The sequence below is a fragment of the Roseospira marina genome (assembly GCF_014197855.1).
Taxonomy (GTDB): Bacteria; Pseudomonadota; Alphaproteobacteria; order Rhodospirillales; family Rhodospirillaceae; genus Rhodospira; species Rhodospira marina.
This window is the reverse complement of sequence record NZ_JACIGJ010000006.1, coordinates 231065-250796: the sequence shown is the minus strand read 5'-3', so window position 1 is coordinate 250796 and position 19732 is coordinate 231065. Positions and strand designations below refer to the sequence as shown.

General features: G+C 60.2%; 16 protein-coding genes and 1 pseudogene. 9 read left to right on the top strand and 8 right to left on the bottom strand.

What is annotated here, in order from left to right:
• Positions 1 to 167 precede the first annotated feature (167 nt).
• Positions 168 to 938: a phage tail protein gene (locus tag GGD82_RS10535; protein WP_150061428.1), complete on the top strand. Its 771-nt coding sequence runs from the start codon at positions 168 to 170 to the stop codon at positions 936 to 938.
• A 118-nt stretch (positions 939 to 1056) separates the two neighbouring features.
• Here GGD82_RS10535 and GGD82_RS10530 read toward each other — a convergent pair.
• The 8 genes and pseudogenes from GGD82_RS10530 to GGD82_RS10495 form a co-directional block, all read right to left on the bottom strand.
• Positions 1057 to 1245 (bottom strand): annotated as a pseudogene (locus tag GGD82_RS10530) (transposase); the annotation flags it as partial.
• Between the two features lie 18 nt (positions 1246 to 1263).
• Positions 1264 to 2490 (bottom strand): M20/M25/M40 family metallo-hydrolase, encoded by a 1227-nt coding sequence (locus GGD82_RS10525; RefSeq protein ID WP_150061429.1) that lies wholly within the window; start codon positions 2488 to 2490, stop codon positions 1264 to 1266.
• Positions 2487 to 3725, bottom strand: a complete 1239-nt coding sequence (locus tag GGD82_RS10520; RefSeq protein WP_150061430.1) for an allantoate amidohydrolase — start codon at positions 3723 to 3725, stop codon at positions 2487 to 2489. The genes GGD82_RS10525 and GGD82_RS10520 overlap by 4 nt, the downstream gene beginning before the upstream one ends.
• Positions 3722 to 4444, bottom strand: a complete 723-nt coding sequence (locus tag GGD82_RS10515) for a GntR family transcriptional regulator (RefSeq protein WP_150061431.1) — start codon at positions 4442 to 4444, stop codon at positions 3722 to 3724. Before GGD82_RS10515 ends, GGD82_RS10520 begins: the two co-directional genes overlap by 4 nt.
• 79 nt (positions 4445 to 4523) lie before the next feature.
• The gene (locus tag GGD82_RS10510; RefSeq protein ID WP_150061432.1) at positions 4524 to 5276 is read right to left on the bottom strand and encodes an aspartate/glutamate racemase family protein; all 753 of its coding nucleotides are present in this window, start codon (positions 5274 to 5276) and stop codon (positions 4524 to 4526) included.
• A 2-nt stretch (positions 5277 to 5278) separates the two neighbouring features.
• Positions 5279 to 5674 (bottom strand): ABC transporter permease, encoded by a 396-nt coding sequence (locus GGD82_RS10505; RefSeq protein WP_446430591.1) that lies wholly within the window; start codon positions 5672 to 5674, stop codon positions 5279 to 5281.
• 8 nt (positions 5675 to 5682) lie between these two features.
• Complete coding sequence (locus tag GGD82_RS10500; RefSeq protein WP_150061433.1) at positions 5683 to 7347, bottom strand: recombinase family protein; 1665 nt, start codon at positions 7345 to 7347, stop codon at positions 5683 to 5685.
• A gap of 19 nt (positions 7348 to 7366) precedes the next feature.
• The gene (locus GGD82_RS10495) at positions 7367 to 7513 is read right to left on the bottom strand and encodes a hypothetical protein (protein WP_170284178.1); all 147 of its coding nucleotides are present in this window, start codon (positions 7511 to 7513) and stop codon (positions 7367 to 7369) included.
• A 369-nt stretch (positions 7514 to 7882) separates the two neighbouring features.
• On the opposite strand from GGD82_RS10495, the gene GGD82_RS10490 reads away from it, so the two are divergent.
• The 8 genes from GGD82_RS10490 (at position 7883) to GGD82_RS10455 (ending at position 19671) form a co-directional block, all read left to right on the top strand.
• Positions 7883 to 8182 (top strand): type II toxin-antitoxin system TacA family antitoxin, encoded by a 300-nt coding sequence (locus tag GGD82_RS10490; protein WP_150061434.1) that lies wholly within the window; start codon positions 7883 to 7885, stop codon positions 8180 to 8182.
• A gap of 3 nt (positions 8183 to 8185) precedes the next feature.
• Entirely contained in the window at positions 8186 to 8686 is a 501-nt protein-coding gene (locus tag GGD82_RS10485; RefSeq protein WP_150061435.1) for a GNAT family N-acetyltransferase, read from the top strand.
• A gap of 116 nt (positions 8687 to 8802) precedes the next feature.
• Positions 8803 to 9009 (top strand): type II toxin-antitoxin system prevent-host-death family antitoxin, encoded by a 207-nt coding sequence (locus tag GGD82_RS10480; RefSeq protein ID WP_150061436.1) that lies wholly within the window; start codon positions 8803 to 8805, stop codon positions 9007 to 9009.
• Positions 8996 to 11374 carry an EcoAI/FtnUII family type I restriction enzme subunit R gene (hsdR, locus tag GGD82_RS10475; protein WP_150061437.1) on the top strand — a complete coding sequence of 793 codons (2379 nt, stop codon included), beginning with the start codon at positions 8996 to 8998 and terminating at the stop codon, positions 11372 to 11374. Before GGD82_RS10480 ends, hsdR begins: the two co-directional genes overlap by 14 nt.
• 2 nt (positions 11375 to 11376) lie before the next feature.
• The gene (locus GGD82_RS10470; protein ID WP_150061438.1) at positions 11377 to 12888 is read left to right on the top strand and encodes a type I restriction-modification system subunit M; all 1512 of its coding nucleotides are present in this window, start codon (positions 11377 to 11379) and stop codon (positions 12886 to 12888) included.
• Positions 12888 to 15368 carry a restriction endonuclease subunit S gene (locus GGD82_RS10465; RefSeq protein WP_150061439.1) on the top strand — a complete coding sequence of 827 codons (2481 nt, stop codon included), beginning with the start codon at positions 12888 to 12890 and terminating at the stop codon, positions 15366 to 15368. The genes GGD82_RS10470 and GGD82_RS10465 overlap by 1 nt, the downstream gene beginning before the upstream one ends.
• Positions 15365 to 16054: an abortive infection family protein gene (locus tag GGD82_RS10460; RefSeq protein WP_150061440.1), complete on the top strand. Its 690-nt coding sequence runs from the start codon at positions 15365 to 15367 to the stop codon at positions 16052 to 16054. Before GGD82_RS10465 ends, GGD82_RS10460 begins: the two co-directional genes overlap by 4 nt.
• Positions 16051 to 19671, top strand: coding sequence for an ATP-dependent DNA helicase (locus GGD82_RS10455; protein WP_150061441.1), 3621 nt, complete (start codon positions 16051 to 16053; stop codon positions 19669 to 19671). The genes GGD82_RS10460 and GGD82_RS10455 overlap by 4 nt, the downstream gene beginning before the upstream one ends.
• Positions 19672 to 19732 lie beyond the last annotated feature (61 nt).

Here is a 19732-nt window from a genome sequence, read left to right as displayed (position 1 = left end):
GGCGTTGCCGGGATCTGCTCTCGAAAAAGATGTGTTGTCTTGTTTGTTGTCCCGAAACTTGATTATTGCCGCCTCTGATAACCTCTGATACCGTGCAACACTTATTAATTCATTAAAGATCGAGGTCGCTGGGCCATGATGCGCCCGAACCGGATGGGAGAGTGACAATGACACGTGCCGTGACACAGGGGCCGATGACCCGGATGTCGGCGTCCGGGACGCTTATGGGACTCGCGGTGGGCGCGCTGACCCTGGCGGCGGCGCCGGATGCGGCCAAAGCGTGCGCGGCCAATGGCGAGCAGTACATGGGAAGCATCTGCATCACCGCCGCCAGTTTCTGCCCGCGCGGTTATGAACAGGCCGCCGGACAGGTCGTGCCAATCGCCGAGAACACCGCCCTGTATTCCCTGCTCTCCAACACCTATGGCGGCGATGGCCGGGTGTCGTTTGCCTACCCGGATTTGCGCGGTCGGATTCCCATCGGGGCTGGGCAGGGGGTCGGATTGACCGACGTCGATTTGGGGGAGATGCGGGGCGCAGAGGTGCGCACCCTTTCGGAGGCACAGCTTGCGCAACATACCCATGGCGCGACGGCGGTGTTCACGCCTGATTCGTCCGGTGGAGGCGGAAGCGGCAGTGACGCGGCGGTGCAGATCAGCACGGCCTCGGGCGACCGCAGCACGCCCCTGGACGGCGACTACCTCGGAGCGGTGGACGCGCCGGCTCTGGGCGGCGCGGCCGTGAACCTCTACACGAGCACGCTCAGTGGCTCCGTATCCCTCAACGGGGTCTCCGGTGGGGGCGGCAGCGGAAGCGGCGGCACGGTCACCGTCACGAACGCAATGACGGGGACCGGCGCCCCTGTGCCCACCGTTGATCCGAGTGTCGGCTTGATATTCTGCATCGCGACCGGCGGCATCTATCCGCCGCGTGACTAGAGCCAATCCCGAGCGATCTGGAACAGATCGCGACGACGATTTGCTTCAATATCAAAAAGTTAGAGAATTTTTCGTGATCCCGATGTCACGCAAAATGCTCTGGAGACGATCACGACGAGAGCCGATCGTGGGTCTTGGTGGACACCGTCGCGGCCCAGATCGCGGCATCCATCGACAGCCCGAAATACCAGCGGAACAGACGATTTTAGTCCATCGGTTCCATACGCTGGCGTTCCGACCGGATCGAGTGGAACGCCAGCAAAAGCAATGCCCGCCGACGCTTTTCCGGGGGATCGAGGGGGCGCCCCCGCCCCTATCTCCATCCCTATCCCAGCAGGTCGGCGAGGGCCAGGGCGACCGCCTCCGTCGCCTTGCGCAGATCGGTCAACACCAGCTTCTCGTCGGCCCGGTGGGCGTTGGCATCAAGCAGGGAGTGCGGTCCGGCACCGTAGAGCACGGTCGGCACACCCGCCGCCGCATAGTGGCGGGCGTCCGTGTACAACGGGATGCCGACGGCGGGAACGGCTTCACCAAACGCGGTCTCCGCCGCGGTCTGGAACGCGGCGGTCAACCGGTCGGAGCCGGGCACGGGGCCGAACGCCTCGGCCAGTAGGATCCGGCGGACGGCGACGGAGATCCCCTCCAACGGCGCCGCGGCCTCCTCCAGCAGGGTCGTGATCGCCGCCTGCGCCTGTTCGGCGTTCTCCTCGGGGATCAGGCGGCGGTCCAGGCGGAAGGTCACCTTGTCGGGCACCACGTTGGTGTTGATGCCCCCCGCGATCAGCCCAACGACCAGGGTCGGCGCGTCGATGCCCGGGACCTGCGAGCGGACGGTCGCCAGGTCGGCGCGCAGGCCATAGAGCGCGGTCAACAGGGCCGTCGCGGCCTCCAGCGCGTCATGCCCCGTATCTGGGCGCGCGGCGTGGGCGGAGCGACCGGACACGGTCACCTCCAGGTGCAGGCAGCCGTTGTGCGCGGTGACGACCTGATAGGAGAACCCCGCCGAAACGGCGAAATCCGGCGTGGACAGCCCGCTCTCCAGCAGCCATTGCGGGCCGATGGCGCCGCCGGCCTCTTCGTCATAGGTCAGGTGCAGTTCCACCGTGCCCTTGAGCGGGGCCTCCATCTGGCGCAGCGCCAGGAGGGCGAAGGCGTAGGTGGCGAAGTCGGACTTCGACACGGCAACGCCCCGGCCATACATCACGCCGCCCTCGATGGCGGCGCCGTAGGGATCGCGGGTCCAGCCCTCACCCGGTGCGACCACGTCGCCGTGGGCGTTCAGCGCCACGGTCGGCCCATCGCCGAAACGCTCGCGCACGATCAGGTTGGTGGCCGAGACCATGCCGTTGGCCGCGACGAGGTCCGGCGGGACGGGATGGCGTTCGACGGTGAATCCCAGCCGCTCCAGCAGGTCCGCCGCCGTGTCCGCGTGGGGGGCGCAATCGCCGGGCGGGTTGTCGGAGGGCACGCGCACCAGCGCGGCCAGGAAGGCGATCTGTTGGTCGGACAGTCCGTCGAGGACGGCGTGAAGACGGGATCCGTCGATGGTCATGGGCAATCCTCGGCGAGCAGGAGAAGGGTGTCATGAAGGACGGCCGCCGCCGTCCCGGCGTCCGCCGCGGTGATGGCCTCGGCGGGGTTGTGGGAGATGCCGCCGGCGCAGCGCACGAACAGCATGGCGACCGGCGCCAGGGCGGTCATGGCCATGGCGTCATGCCCGGCGCCGCTCATCAGACGGGGCGCGGCGCCGCCCCGGTCCGCGATGGCGCGGGACAGGGCGTCCATCAGCGGCGGTGCGCAGGGTGTGGCGCCGCTGTCGTGCATCGTGTCCATCGACAGGGCGAGGGCGCGGCGTTGGGCGACCCCGGTCAACCGCCCGTCCAGGTCGGCAAGCGCGGCAACCCGGGCCGGATCCTCCGCGGCGCGCAGGTCCACGGTGAGCCGGGCCGCGCCGGGGATGACGTTCACCGCCCCGGGATGGGCCTCGACCGTGCCCACAGTGGCGACCACGCCGTGGTCGCGGGCCACGGCCTCGACCGCCAGAATGGCCTCCGCCGCCCCGGCCAGGGCGTCGCGGCGCGCGTCCATGGGCACGGTGCCCGCGTGGCCGGCCTGGCCCGTGAGGGTGATGGCGCGCCGGGTGGCGCCGGCGATGGCGGTCACCACGCCGACCGCTTCGCCCAGGGCCTCCAACTGCGGGCCTTGCTCGATGTGGACCTCCAGATAGGCCCGCAGGTCGCCGGGGTGCCGGGCGGCGGTCGTCCAGAGGGCGGGATCCAGGCCGAACGCCCTCAGCGCCTCGCCGAGGGCGACGCCGTCGCGGTCGCGGACCGAGAGGATCTCGGGCGTCAGGAGACCCGCAACGCCCAGGCTGCCGATCAGGGTGGTGCCGAAGCGGGTTCCCTCCTCGTCGCCGAATCCCACGACCTCCACGGCGAAGGGGAGGGTGCGGCCGGCCTCCGCCAGAGCCTCCACCACTTCGATCCCGGTCAGGACGCCGAGCATGCCGTCGTACCGGCCCGCGTCGCGGACCGTGTCCAGGTGGCTGCCGATCATGACCGCCGGGGCGCCCGGCGTGGTGCCATCCCGGCGGCCGATCAGGTTGCCGAGCGCATCGACGCGGACCGTCATCCCGGCCTCGGCCATCCAGCCGCCGACGAGCGCGTTGGCCTCGGCATGCTGAGGGGAGAGGTAGGTTCGGGTCAGGGCGCCTTCGGTCTCGCTCAGCGCGGCCAGGGCGTCGCAGCGCGCGAGGAGGCGGTCGCCGGAGATGGTGGCGTCGATCATGCGTCCACCCGACGCAGGGAGGCGAAGACCCGCATCAGGTCGACGCCATCCTCCCGATGGGCGGAGAGATCGAGGCTCTCGACGATCTCCTCCATGTGCTGGCGCATGGCGGTTGCAGCACCCTCGGCGTTGCGCGCGATCAGGTGGTGCAGGAGATCGTGGTGGCCGTGGTGGGAGCAGTCCGTGGCCCCCGGGCGCTCGTAGACGGAAATGACCAGGGACGAGCGGGAGATCAACTCGCGCAGGAAGTCCAGAAGCACCCCGTTGCCCGCGATGTCGGCCAGCAGCAGATGGAACTCGCCCGACAGGCGGATCACGGCGTGGCGATCGCGGCGAGCGCGGGCGTCGGCCTCGGCCTGGACGTGGGCCTCCAGGCGGGCGCGGGCGGCGGCGTCCATGGCGCGGGCGGCGGCGCGCACGATGCCGTCCTCGACCAGGAAGCGGGCGTCGAACACCTGCCGGGCTTCCTCCACCGACGGCGTGGCGACGCGGGCGCCCCGGTTGGGTTCCACCGTGACCATCTTCTCCAGCGCGAGGCGGCTCAGGGCAGCGCGCACCCGGGCGCGGCTGACCGAAAAGATGTCCGCCAGGTTCTGCTCGACCAGCTTGACGCCCGGCGGAAGGCGCCGGTCAATGATCGCCTCGGCGATATGCCGATGGACGTCATCCTCGGTCATGTCCTCGGACACGGGAGGGGACACGGGGTTCAGCTTCGACATGGCAGTGCGGTTCGTCCGGACTTGTCGACAGGAGTGTCGACAGTCATCGTATCATGGCGCGTGGGCGCGGGCATTTCCATCACCCATCCCCAGGCGCGGCGGGCGGGGCGAAGGCAGCAAGGGCGCCGGCATACTGTTTGGGGCGCGGTGGGGCATAAGGCCCGGCCTTGCTTGTGCGCAGACCGAGACCGGCCAGCCCCTCCAACAGCTTCACCCCGGCGGCGACGCCGTCGATGACCGGAACGCCGGCCCGGGCGGACAGGCGCCCGGCGAGATCGGCCATGCCCGCGCAGCCCAGGACAATGGCCTCGGCGCGGTCGTCGGCGATGGCGCGGTCGATTTCCCCGGCGATGCGGTCCTCGGCGGCGGAACCGGGGATCTCCAGGTCCAGGACCGGGATGTCGGTGGCGCGCACGGCGCAGCGCCCGGCGACGCCATAGCGGTGGGCCAGATGCTCGATGGTCGCGACCGACCGCGACAGGGTGGTGACCACGGCGAAGCGCCCGGCGATCAGCGACGCCATGTGCAGGCCCGCCTCGGCGCAGCCCACGACGGGGGCGGTCGCGCGGCACCGGGCGGCATCGAGGCCCGGATCGTCGAAGCAGGCGATCAGGTGGCCGTCCACGCCCTCGGCCTCGCCGCGCGCGATCTCCTGAAGCATCCCGGGCAGACACAGGGCCTCGTCGTACCAGCCCTCGACGCTGGCCGGGCCCATCGCCGGATTGCGGTCCAGGATCTCGGTGCCTTGCGCCGCGACGGCCCGGGCGGCGGCGCCGATGGTCCGCGTCATGGAGGCGGTGGTGTTGGGATTGAGGACGAGAAGGCGGGGCATGCTCAAAGGGTTCCCTTGCCGGCGTCGGAGCCATGACGGGCGCGGCGGCGGCGCAGGACGGCGACGCCCAGCAGACTGCCCCCGATGATCGTGAACGAGAACAGCGTCGTCACGGTGCCCAGGGCGTACAGCACCGGGGTGGTGACGTTGGTGGTCATGCCGTAGATCTCCAGCGGCAGGGTGTTGTGGACGCCTGCGGTCATCAGGGTGCGGGCGAACTCGTCATAGGACAGCGTGAAGCCGAACATCGCCACGCCGATCAGGCTGGGCGCGATGATGGGCAGAACCACATGGCGCACGGTCTGCCAGGGGGTGGCGCCCAGGTCGCGGGCGGCCTCCTCGTAGGAATGACTGAAGCGGTTGAACACGGCGAACATGATCAGAAGGCCGAAGGGCAGCGTCCAGGTCAGGTGAGCGCCCAGGGCGGAGCTCCACCAGGACGGTTGCAGGCCCCCGCAACCATCTTTACTTGCGATGACCCCGCCCGACCGGCGGGGTTTTTCGTTTGAACGGAAAGTGTAAGGATTCCAGCGAGATCGCCGCGCACGTCGATCTCTACCTTGCCATCCACCGGCGTCAGCACGATGTCCTCGACCAACGTCCTGATGATATCGGCCGCTTCCGTGCGCTTCTCTTCGTCCTCGCCCTGCAGGGCGTCATAGAGGCCCTGGACGCGCGAGCGGTAGAGCTGCGCCATCGAGGGATGCAGGAGCGGCGGAGGCTCGTCGGCTTCTGCGAGGAAGGCTTCGACTTCCTTTTTCCGCTGCTCCAGGCCAACCATCTTCGCATTGATCCTGTCGGCTGCACCTCCCTTGAAGATCAGGTCGAGCAAGGTATCCAGCTCGCGATCGATCTTCCTTATCTCGGCCTCTGCCGCTGCCAAGTTGGCGCGCCCCTCCATGCGCAGGCGATTGACCTCCTGCGTAAAGACCTCGCAGAACCTGGCGAATAGCGCCGGGTCCACGAGCCGGGTGCGCAGGGCGTTCAGGACGCGGGACTCCAACTCATCGCGACGGATGTTGACGCGATTGTCGCAGGTGCCCTTGTTCCGTGCCGTGGAGCAGCCGATCAACGTCGCGGAGATCGCCGAGTATCCGCCTCCGCAGCATGCGCATTTGGTGAGACCCGAGAAGAGATACTTCGGACGCCGGCGCCGATTGACTGTTGCCACCTCGGCGTGGCCGTTCTCGTCCCGGGCGAGCCTGTTCCTGGCCTGGCGGGCCTTTACGGTTTCCCAGAGCTCGTCTTCCAGAATACGCAGTTCCGGCACTTCCTGGATCACCCAGTCCTCTTCCGGGTTCGGCCGTGCTTGTCGCTTGCCCGTGTCGGGATCCTTCACGAAGCGCTGACGGTTCCAGACGATCTTGCCGACATACATCTCGTTGTTGAGGATGCCGTTCCCACGCTTCGGATTGCCGTTGATGGTGCTGAAGCCCCAATCGCCACCCGAAGGTGCGGGGATGCCTTCCTTATTAAGTGCAAAGGCGATCGTCTTGGCCGACTTGCCCGCGGCATAGTCGCGGAAGATGCGTCGCACGACCTCGGCTTGAGCGTCGTTGATGGTTCGGTCGCCTCTGATCGGCTCGCCGTTGCTATCGAGCTTCTTGACGACGTCATAGCCGTAGGCATTGCCGCCGCCCGACTTGCCGGCCTCCACGCGCCCGCGTTGGCCGCGGCGAGTTTTGTCGGCCAGGTCCTTGAGGAAAAGCGCATTCATCGTACCCTTCAGGCCGACATGCAGGTGCGAGACCTCGCCCTCGGACAGGGTGAAGATCTTCACGTCCGAATAGGACATCCGCTTGAACAGGCCGGCGATGTCTTCCTGGTCGCGCGAGAGACGGTCCATTGCCTCGGCAAGGACGAGATCGAAGCGGCCGCGTGTGGCATCGGAAATCAGCGCCTGCACGCCTGGACGTAGCAGCGATGCGCCCGAGATTGCATGGTCAGAGTATTCCTCGACGATGATCCAGCCCTGCTTCTCAGCATGGAGGCGGCACATGCGGAACTGATCGGCGATGGAGGCGTCGCGCTGATTGTCGGAGGAATAACGGGCGTAGATGGCAACCTTCACTGTGCGTCTCCCAAGGCGATCAGGAGCCGCGTGAGCCCTGCTTCTCGACTTCCTGTTCGTAGAACTCGCGAGCCGCCTGTCGCGCGAGAAACTCGACCAACCGGACGAGGCGAGGGTCGGGATCGCCCCTCGGCGTGAAGCTCAGCTCCGGTGTCTCGACGAGCATGGCCTCGAGCAGCTCTTCGCGCTCGCTCGGCGCAGTCGTTGATCTCGGTTGGCTTGCTTTCCGGCTCATACACGCCAGAATTTACGCGAGACCGGCAATAAACAACTGAAATCACCGTGGAATATTCGGCGGTGTCGGGCAGGCTCATTCGCATGTCTGCGGGCTGCCGCATATCATAGCGGACGCTAGCGGAGTGAAATAACCTAGCTCCAAACCACGACTTCGACGCGTTGTTCATACGAGTTGCCGCCCTGAAACTCCTCTTGGTCCCGCGATCTTCCAATCTCGGCGAAGGCCTGATGCTGTTGACCATAGCGTATTGCTATTTGCGCTACAAGATATTAGCTTCGGGTGCGAAGGAGGTGACTCATGGCCACCACAGCCGACCGTAAGGAATATCCCATCTCGATGCGACTGCCGGAATCGGATGTCGCGATGATCGACCGCGCGGCTACGTTGCGTGGCCGCTCGCGCACGGATTTCGTGCGCGATGCCGCCGTTCGCGCCGCCGAAGAAGTCGTGATGGAAAACCGGCTGATCCGCATGAGCCCTGAAGGCTTCGCCGAATTCATAGATGTCCTGTCCCGTCCTGCCGCTCCGGTTTCCGAGATGGTTGATCTGGCGCAGCGGCCCGCGCCGTGGGAGCCCGGCTACGTCGCCAAGCGGTGAAACGTGGCTCTATCAGCGCCAGAAGCGCTCACCGCTGCGCATGATGTCTCCGAATTCTCCTGCGGTAAGCCGACACTCGATCACTGGCTAAAGACGCGGGCGCTTTCCAACCAAGAGAAGGGCATTACCGCTGTCATGGTCGTCCACGATGACGGCCGCGTCGTCGGCTACTGCGGCCTTGCACCAACAGCTGTCGTTCCTTCGGTATTGCCTCGCTCAGTTCGGACAGGTCAGCCACCAGATCCCGTTCCCTGTCTCCTTCTTGGCCAACTGGCCGCCGACACAGCATGGGCTGATCAGGGTATCGGAACGGGACTACTGAAACACGCGCTGCAACGCTGCGTTCAGGCAGCCGCACTCGTCGGGGGACGTGCGCTGATGGTCAACGCCGTCGATGCGGAGGCGGCGCAGTTCTGGCGGCGGCGCGGTTTCTTGCCTTCGAAAGACGACCCGCTTGTTCTGTTACGCCCGATCTTTGTGATTGCTGCGTCGCTCGATGCGTAACCCAAGATATGAAGCCTTCCGCGTGAATGCGCTGGAGCGCCAGAGCGTAGCTTTGATGTTGGCAAAAAGAGCTATTTCGGGCTAAATGGCGCAAACGGCGAGTAACGGGTTCAATTATGAAGACGATGTCCGCAAGGGAGGCGAAAAACGCCTTTGGCTTGATGATCGACACCGCTCGTGCGGAACCCGTGTGCATCGAGAAGCACGGACGTGGTGTGGTGGTGGTCGTTTCGGTGGAGGAGTATGAGCGTCTTTGCGCGCTGAAGGACCGCAAAGACCAAACGACAGCAGGAGGCGGGGGCAACGGGAATGCACGGGCTTAGTGAGCGCGACATTTGCAGCAAGTTTATTACGCCCGCCCTTACTGCCGCAGGCTGGAACTTGCATACCCAGATCCGCGAGGAAGTGAGTTTGACGGCTGGGCGCATCGTTGTTCGCGGAAAACTGACATCCCGCGGCAAGCAGAAGCGCGCGGATTACATCCTCTATCACAAACCCAACATCCCGATTGCTGTTATTGAAGCCAAAGATGCTTCACATTCGATCGGCGCGGGCATGCAGCAAGCCCTCGAGTATGCCGAGATGATCGATGTGCCGTTTGCCTTTTCGACGAACGGAAAAGGCCTCCTCTTGCACGACAGATCGGCAGTGGACGGTTCCGTCGAGCGTGAAATCTCGCTCCAGGAAATGCCGTCACCTGAGCTACTTTGGCAGCGTTATGCGGCTTGGAAAGGCATCGCGACCGCCCAAGACCCCCTCGTCAACCAGGACTATTTCGATGACGGTACCGGCAAGGCGCCGCGCTACTATCAGACATTGGCCGTCAATCGTGTGATCGAGGAAACCGCAAAAGGTCGCGATCGGTTGCTGCTTGTCATGGCGACCGGGACGGGCAAGACCTACACAGCGTTTCAGATCATCTGGCGGCTATGGAAGGCGGGTGCAAAGAAGCGGATTCTGTTCCTCGCAGATCGTAATATTCTCGTCGATCAGACGAAAACGAACGACTTCAAACCTTTTGGTGGTGCGATGACCAAGATCGCCAACCGCCAAGCTGACAAGTCCTACGAGATCTATCTTTCACTTTATCAAGCGGTCACAGGGACGGACGAAGCAGCAAACATCTACAAGCAGTTTTCGCGCGATTTTTTCGATCTTGTGATCATCGACGAGTGCCATCGCGGAAGTGCGGCGGCCGATTCCGCTTGGCGCGAAATCCTCGAGTATTTCTCGAACGCAACGCAGATCGGCATGACGGCCACGCCGAGAGAAACGAAAGATGTCTCCAACATCGACTACTTCGGTGCGCCAGTTTACACTTACTCGCTGCGCCAAGGCATCGAAGACGGCTTTCTGGCACCCTATAAGGTCATCCGCTACGACCTCGACAAGGACCTGACCGGCTATCGACCAGAAGTGGGAACACGTGACCGCTATGGCAACGAAGTCGATGACCGCATTTACAATCAGCGGGATTTTGACCGGACGCTGGTTCTTGATGAGCGCACCAAATTGGTCGCCTCAAAGATCACGGAATTTCTGAAAGCCACCAATCGATTCGATAAGACCATCGTTTTCTGCGAGGACACTGAGCACGCTGAACGTATGCGTCAGGCGCTCGCCAACGCGAATGCCGATCTAGTGGCTGAAAATCACCGGTACGCTATGCGGATCACCGGCGACGATCCGCTTGGCAAGGCGGAGCTCGACAACTTCATTGACCCGAAAGCGCGCTATCCGGTCATCGCTACCACATCCAAGCTTCTGACAACGGGTGTTGATGCAAAGACGTGCAAGTTGATCGTTCTGGACCAGCGAATTCAGTCCATGACCGAGTTCAAGCAGATCATCGGGCGTGGCACGCGCATCGATGAGGAGCACGGCAAGCAGTATTTTACCATCATGGACTTCAAGCGAGCGACAGAGTTGTTCGCAGATCCTGACTTCGACGGCGACCCGGTCCAGATCTATGAACCGGGTGCAGACGACCCACCCGTGCCGCCGGACGAATTTGATGATGCGACAACCACGACGGTCGGTGAATTTGGCGAGGAAGAACAGTCCGAAATTGATGGTGGCGTTCTTGGCGATCCGTTCGGCGGCGAAGACCGGCCGCGGAAGTTCTACGTCGATGGTGTCGAAGTCCGCGTTCTCTCAAAGCGCGTTCAATATCTCGGGCCGGACGGCAAGCTGATCACGGAATCACTGCGCTCCTACGCGAAAAAGACGCTCCAAAAAGACTGCAAGACTCTCGATGAATTTCTCCGTCGTTGGGGTGAAGCGGAAAAGAAGCAGGCGATTATTGAAGAGCTGGAGTCGCTGGGTGTCTCGCTCGATGGTCTGCGCGACGAAGTGAAAAACGGCGACGCTTTCAGCACTTTCGATTTGCTCTGCCACGTTGCCTATGGCCAGCCGCCGCTGACCCGCAAAGAGCGGGCAGAACAGGTCAAGAAACGCAACTACTTTGCAAAATTCGAGGGCAAAGCGCGGGCGGTGCTGGAAGCGCTTCTCGACAAATATGCGGACGAAGATTTCGGTCCGCTGGAAAATGCCAAGGTTCTACAGCTCAAGCCATTCGATGAAATCGGCACCCCAGTCGAGATTGTGAGGGGCGTTTTCGGCGGCAAATCAGCTTATGAGGCTGCCGTCAGGGGGCTGCAGACCGAACTATATCGCGAGGGAGCGTAAACGTGCCGAATGTATCGGGAGTGATCAAGTCCATTCAGGATATCATGCGCAAGGACGCGGGCGTCGATGGCGATGCTCAGCGTATCGGGCAATTGGTCTGGATGTTCTTCCTGAAGATTCTGGACGACCAGGAGGAGTCGCTGATGCTTCTCAGCGATGACTACAACTCCCCGATCCCAGATCACCTGCGCTGGTCCGCCTGGGCTACCGACCCAGAAGGCATCACCGGTGATGCGCTCCTCGACTTCATAAACAACCAGCTTTTTCCGAAGCTGAAGAACCTATCGCTCGAAGGGCCGGAACGTGACCGCGCGCGCGTTGTGCGCACAGCGTTCGAAGATGCCTACAACTACATGAAGAATGGCACGCTGATCCGGCAGGTCGTCAACAAGATCAATGAGATCGATTTCAACAACACTGGCGACAAGCACGCCTTTGGTGATGTCTACGAGCAAGTTCTGAAGGACCTCCAAAGCGCTGGCAATGCCGGCGAGTTCTACACTCCGCGTGCCGTCACCCAGTTCATGGTCGACATGCTCGATCCCCAACTGGATGAATTGGTGCTGGACCCCGCGTGCGGAACGGGCGGTTTTCTGGCCCACGTGATGGATCACCGCATCGAGAGATATGTCGAAACGGTCGAGGACCGGGCGACGGTCCAGAACAATCTGTTAGGCGTTGAGAAGAAGGCGCTGCCGCATTTGCTGTGCGTTACCAACATGATGCTGCACGGCATCGAAGCGCCAACCAACATCCTGCACGACAACACGCTCTCCATGCCCCTGAAGGATCATAAATGGCGGGGCAAGATCGATGTCATCGTCACCAACCCACCCTTCGGCGGCATGGAGGAAGATGGCATCGAAAAGAACGTGCCACAGGCGTTCCAGACGCGTGAGACAGCGGACCTTTTTTTGGTGCTGATTATCGAGCTTCTGAAAGATGGCGGCCGAGCCGCCGTCGTCCTGCCAGACGGCACCCTCTTTGGCGAAGGCATCAAGACGCGCATCAAGGAGAAGCTGATGACGGAGTGCAACCTGCACACCATCATCCGCCTGCCGAACGGTGTCTTCAATCCATATACTGGCATCAAGACGAACCTCTTGTTCTTCGAGAAATGCCACAAGGATGGAAAAGGCAACGCGTTGAATCCGACCTCGGAGGTTTGGTTCTACGAGCACCCCTATCCGGAGGGTTACAAAAACTACTCCAAAACAAAGCCCATGCGCATCGAGGAATTCAGGGACGAAGACAGCGAGCAGGCTTGGTGGGGTGACGTCAAGACGCGTGCTGAACGCAAGGAGAATGACCGCGCTTGGAAGGTAAGCGCCGAAGAGATCAAGGCCAATGGGTACAATCTCGACATTTCCAATCCCCACCGCAAGGAAGATGGTCACAAGGACCCGGCGGAGTTGCTCGCCGCATGGCAGGAGAACCGTAAGCAACTCGCCGCCACACAGGAACAGTTGAAGATGGCGCTGGCCGAAGCGCTTACCAAATCGACGGCCGCCTGATGCTTGCAGAAACGTTTCTAGAAGAATTTGGGCGACTCGCGGCCGGAACCGATGGCGTACGGAAGCTACGAGAGTTGGTCCTGAATTTAGCGATCTCCGGAAGACTGTCGGATCGGCGACCAGAGGACGGACATGCGCAAGCGCTCGTCGAAGCTGCGGCCATAGCGATCCGATCTGCGGTTAAGTCAGGAGAAATTCGGAAGCCAAGGTATTTTGGGAAAGCGGAAGACCGTACCCCAACAAACTTGATACCTGCAAATTGGGTTACGACATGTCTTGGCGATCTAGGGCTGATCTCTCCTCGAAATGAGGCGCCAGACGAAGCTGCGGCGGGCTTTGTGCCCATGGCCGAAATCGAAGCTAAGTTCGGTCTCCCGCACGGATTCGAAGAACGAAAATGGGCGGATATCAAGAGCGGCTACACACACGTAGCAAACGGTGACGTTGTTCTTGCTAAGATTACCCCCTGTTTTGAGAACGGAAAATCTGCAGCAATAACCGGTTTGCCGAATGATCTTGGCGCGGGAACAACGGAATTACACGTATTCCGACAATTGGCTCACGTCGTTGAGGAAGACTACGTCCTAGCATTCTTGAAATCCGAAAGTTTCATCCAGGCGGGCGTACCGAGGATGACAGGCACCGCCGGGCAAAAGCGCGTCCCGGCGGACTATTTTGCACTATCGTCTTTCCCCCTCCCACCCCTTCCGGAGCAGCAACGCATTGTCGCGAAGGTTAAGGAACTCATGGCGCTGTGCGACGAACTGGAGACGCGACAGGCTGAAGAAACCGGGCTGAAGCGCGCAGCCGCCGCTTCCGCCCTGCATCATTTGACCGAAGCCAGAACGCCGGAGGAAAGCGCCGACCGTTGGTCCTTGCTCGTCCCCCGTTTCGGCGAGCTGTTCGACGAGCTGGAGACGATCAAGGCTTTGCGGAGAGCGATTCTCCACTCAGCGGCGTTCGGCCAGCTCACTGAGCACTTGCCAACAGATGGATCAGCTAGCGAGCTTTTGGATGAAATAGGCGCACAACGCTCAAAGTTACTGGCCGAAAATCTACCAACGAAAAACGAAGCTGCTACACAATCTAGAAAGCTAGACAATCAACAAATTCCAGACGCTCTCCCAGCACTTCCCACAAATTGGCAGTGGGCGACCCTCATGCAGTGCTGTCGTTGGGTGGTCGATTGCCGAAATAAGACTGCAAAGTATTCCCCATCGGGAGCTACTCTCCTCCGCACAAACAACATTCGCGATGGAAAATTAATTCTAGCGGATGTCAAGTTTGTTGACGACGAAACCTATGACAAATGGACCGAGAGGTATCGGCCTGCGGCAAATGATTTAATCATCACGCGCGAAGCTCCAATGGGTGAGGTCTGCCTTTTGGATGATCAATATACATATTGCCTCGGTCAGAGATTGATGCTCGCAAGCATAATTCCCGGAACTATTGAACCGAAGTTTTTGCTATATTCGCTGCGAGATCCCGAATTGATGGACCGCGTTCAAGACAAACCAGTTGGGTCGACGGTTCAGCACTTTAGAGTTGGTGGGATTGAAACGCTCTTGGTTCCAGTTCCGCCCCTAGCCGAACAAAAGCGCATTGTCGTCAAAGTGGATAAACTCATGGCGCTGTGCGACCGGCTGGAAGAGCAGGCACGTGAGGGCGAGCGACTGGGCGCCGAGCTGATGGCCTCCCTGGTTCACGTACTGACTGAAACGGACCCAGATGGTGGTGGTGCGGTGGAACCAGTGGGATTTAGTGCGGACACACCCAGCGTCGCTGCGCCGGAACAGGCCAATACCTCTGAAATCCCAGGGGCCAAAAGCGCCCATGACGTGTTCCCCTCGGAAGCGGACAAGCGCGCGGAATCAAAAGTGACTTCCGAGGTAGACACGAGATTTAAGGAAGCCGTGTTGGTCGGTGCCATTGTCAAAGCCTTCTTCGACGCCGGCGGTGAACCTATCGGCAATTTCCGTCTACAGAAGGCGGTCTATTTCGCACGCCGGCATAATGGTGAGCATGTCGGTCAAATGGAGTATCTCAAGAAGGCGGCCGGTCCCTACAACCCGTCCATGAAGTATTCCGGCGGTATCGCCATCGCGAAGCAAAAGAGCTGGCTGCGCGAGATGCGCGGTCGATTTGGGTTTGGCCATGTGCCGGGACCAGCGGCCGAGGAGATGGAGAACTGGTTCGCCAAGTATGGCTTCGGAGACCCGGCCCGGTGGGTCGCCGAACATTTCCGCTTCAAGAAAAATGAGGAATGGGAAACCCTTGCAACGGTCGATTATGCCATGGAGCACCTTCAGTCGCTGGGGGTCGAAGCTGATGCTGCGCAGGTTCTGCAATACATCCGCGCTGACGACGAGTGGCGTCCCAAGATCGAAAAGCTCAGGTTGACAGAAATGTCAGTCGGCACCGCCATGCTTGAGGTGAAGGCGCTTTTCAGCGCGGAAAGCGGGGATGACTCGGTGTGATCATTTCGCCTCTGGAACATGCGCACGATTTTCAGAAAGTCTTCGGGCTGACGCGGCTGGCGACCACGATCGACAAGGCGGAAGCGGCGCTGGGGACTCTCGAACCGGAGACGATCGACTACTGCAAATGCGTCATCGAGATTATCTGCAAACACATCCTCTCTGAACGCGGCATTCCTTATGATGATCTGAAGCTGCCGAAGCTGGTCAAGCAGGCGTTGTCGTCTTGCGGCTTCGACAATGAGGGGATCGCTGGCAACCTTTCGGGGATCGTCGGTGCGCTTGCGGAAATTCGCAACCGCACTGGCATTGCCGGACATGGACAGCACGACAGCCAGGACATGCCGTCGCAAACGGATATCCGGATATTTGTGTCGATTTTTGAAAGCGTCATCAGCCTGCTCTGGCATGCCTTCAACAAGTTTAACATCGACCTGACCCTGACGAAACTCCGTTTCGATCTCATCGAGCAACGTCTCGAACTCGCGTCCTTCAACGAAGTCTTGGATGTATCAACCTCGATCACCTACGATCAGGAAGAGGGGCGCATCTATATTAACGGCAAAGAAGTACGGCCCTCAGAGCTGCTGTTCATTTTCGACCGGAACTCGTACTCCGAAGAGCTCAAGAAGTTCCAGATTTCCGAGGTCGTTGCTGAATCTGAAGAGGAGGCATCGGCCACATGACCACGCATCTCACTGCCCGCATCGCCTGGCATGACGACGGATGGAACGGGCGCGTCTGCTCGAAGCCAGAACTCAACACCTACTGCGTTGGCCTGAAGTCATATCCTGGGGACGTGATCCACCGAGAGCGGAACTTGGAGAGGGAAACGGCTTGCGCCGGCCAAGCGGTCTGCAAGCTCAAGGGTGACGACGTGCCACCCTGCATATACAGCATCAATGCCTTTGGGCCCGACGCGATCCGCGGCTATTCCAATCCACCAGACTTCTTCTACGATGGTGCTGATCGGGAAGAATGGGATATCCCGCCTTCGACCGTCTGCGTCTGGCCGTATGAAGCCATGTATGGCGATGAGGTTTATACTGACGGCCGGCTCGATAACGATAAGCGACGCAGAGGCGCGGACGAATTTTTCGCAGAACTGGACGATGGCGAAAGCCTGATCTTCTACTATGCCAACCACTCCAACCCGTTCACCGACGAGAATGACCCCAAATATGTGATCGTCGGGGTCTCGCGAGTGAAACAGGTCGGCAAACCGCTTTTTTATCCGAACGCCACGGACGACATAAAAAAGCGCTTCGCTCAGGGCATGGTTTGGGCACGCAATGTGACGTCCTACTACCCTGATGAAGGTTTTCGCATTCCCTATCACGCCTATCGCGACAAACCCGAAATTCTCGAGAAGATCCTCGTCACACCTGAAAATTCCGCCACGTGCAAATACGGTGCGCGTCACCTCACCGATGACACTGCCATCGGGATGCTGGAACAGCTGCTCGATGCCATAGGCCGGCTCAAAGAGATCGGAGATACCCAGGAAGATTGGGACCTTCGTGCAAAATGGATACAGGCGCAAATCGGCAAGCTTTGGCAGCGGCGCGGCCTATATCCTGGCCTGCTTACGGTAATGGATCTTCTCGATGCTGAAGTCAGCATCAACAACGCCAAATGGTATTGCGACAGGAGGGAGGAGAAGAAGGCCTACGAGCTCTTCTTCGATGCTCTCGACAGCGGAAAGGACTGCCCCGAACTAGAACTGACTGGGCTCGTGGCGAAACGTGTCTCGCGTTCCTGGCAGTTGCTGGAAGACGATGTGCGCATGTTCCTCAAAATAATCGCGGTGCGCATCGACCTCTATCTCGATCAGCTTGAAAGCATTGTTGGCCAGAAGCGTACCGCGCATGGCCTGCCTGAAGGCCTGAAGGAAATTGTCGAAGACCCCTATCTGCTAAGCGAACTCTTTGTCGGAGATGCGCCCGAAGACATTATCCCATGGAGTACGATCGATCGCGGGGTTTTTCCGTCACCGGAGCTCGGCGGTGATGTACTATGCGACATGCTCCTTGATGATCCTCGCAGGCTTCGTTCGCTGTGCGTGGAACAATTACGACGCGAACATAATCAGACCTTCCGTCCGGCGGATATCATTCTGAAGGAAATCAATGCCCGAATGGATCGGATGCCGGAATGGAAACGGCATAATTTCAGCCTGCGATATTTTGAGGTTGACCGAGATTCGCTCGAAAAAGCTTTGGTGCTCAAAAAAGAAGACGAGCGCCTCTACCTCTATCTGAAGCAGGTATTTCAGGATGAGCGTAGGGTCGAAAAGGCGCTCACAGAGCTTTTCGACCGGCCCACCATTGCTCTGTCCCGCCCCCTCCCGGATGGGTTTTGGCTGCGAGCTGTTTCCGATGATGAATCGCTCCTCTCGAAGAAGGGTGGCGAGAAATACCAGAAGGCAGTCGCAGCCCAAGCAGAGCAATGTGCTCAAATATTTAGGTTGCCTCTTTCGGTTGTGTCCGGTCGTGCGGGCACCGGAAAGACGACGATCATCCGTGCCATAGTGAAAGGCATCCGGCAGGTCGAGGGAGTTGGCGCGCCGATCCATGTGATGACGCCGACCGGCAAGGCAACGGACCGTGTACGCGCCGTATTCGAACGTCACAAGATAGCTGGTGTCGACGTGTCGACGATCCACTCCTTCTTGGCTTCAAACGGCTGGCTCAATGACAACCTGACTTTCAAGAGATGGGGAGGAAAACGCTCTGATCTCGAAGGCACGATCGTCATCGACGAAACATCCATGCTTGATCTTGGGCTCGCCGCCACATTCTTCCGATCAATCGAATGGCAAAACGTGAAGCGTCTGATCCTTGTTGGCGATCACAATCAGCTTCCTCCGATCGGCAGGGGGCGCGTCTTCTCGGATATCATCGAATGGCTGCGCGAAGCCGAAACGCATAATCTGGCGGTTCTTGAGACAAATATGCGTCAGATGGAAAATAGGCTCGACGGGAAGGGGCAAGGCATCCTCGACCTGGCAGAACTATTTTTGGTAGATTCGGCGGTGCAAAGCCAACAAACGACGCCTGAGGCAGAGCAGCTCCTTCAGAAGGTGCACCAAGGGGGGAAGATCGACGAAGATCTGGATGTTGTCTATTGGAACTCGGCCGATGACCTCGTGGCTAGCCTAGTGTCAGACCTGGTCTCAGTCCTGCCGCAAGAAGAGGCGGACCCGCCAATTTATAAGTTGTGGCGCAATGAGATCGTCCAGAACAATCCCGAGCGCTTGCAGGTCTTAACCCCTCACCGCGGGGAGCTTCATGGCGTCGAGGCGCTGAATATTGAGCTTCAATCTGTTTTGACGAATGACCTGATAGATCGGGTGGGTGCAGTTGACGGCATCACGTTGAACGACAAGGTCATCCAGATCCAGAACAGAACATCTCGACGGGGACTGTGGGCCTTTGATTTCGCTATCGGAAAAGCCCGCCAAGTTGAGCTTTTTAACGGAGAAATCGGGTATGTCGAACCTCACAACTTCGATCGAGCAGACCTGAAGAAGGTGTTTGCGGGCTACAGCAAGAAGCGCCTGAAGCGGTTTCAGGTGAAGTTCGCGAGAAAAGAAAAGATTTGCGTAAACTATGGTCGCGACATTCCCACCGCGACAAAAGGAAGATTCACGTCTGAGAGCGTCGAGAACAATCTTGAGCTCGCCTATGCAATTTCGATCCATAAGTCACAAGGAAGCGAGTTCGAGCAGACATTTGTTGTCCTCCCTGCGTCTCGGCGACCGCTGAGTGCGGAGCTTCTCTATACCGCATTAACGCGCGCCCAGGGCCGTTGCAGGCTGTACGTGCAAGGTAATCTCTCACCGTTGTTGGACGCGCGGCGCAAAGAGAATGCTCAGAGTGTACTCGTTTCGTCGTCGCTTTTCGGCCATTTCAGGACCGTCGATGATCGGCTGTTGGCTAGAAGCGACTGGTATGAAAGCGGCAAGATCCATGAAGCGCTCAGCGGCGACATGGTGCGGTCAAAATCCGAGGTGATAATCGCGAACCTGCTCCATCAAGCAGGTATCCCATTTACATATGAAGAGCCACTCTATGCTGGAGACGGCAGCTTCTTTCTACCGGATTTCACGCTTCGAGTGGGTGGTGAAAAATACTTCTGGGAACACTGGGGGATGACGTCAGATGAGGAGTATTCGGCACATCGCGATAAAAAGAAGGCTTGGTACGAGACTAATTTCCCAGGGCGCCTGATCGAGACGCTCGAAAGTAGCCATCTCAGTTCCGACGCAGTCAGACTAATTCAGCAAATCAGGCGAAAGTAGGCGCTAGCGCAGGCCACGTCGCACACTACGAACGACGGTTTAATGACAGACAATCTCCATA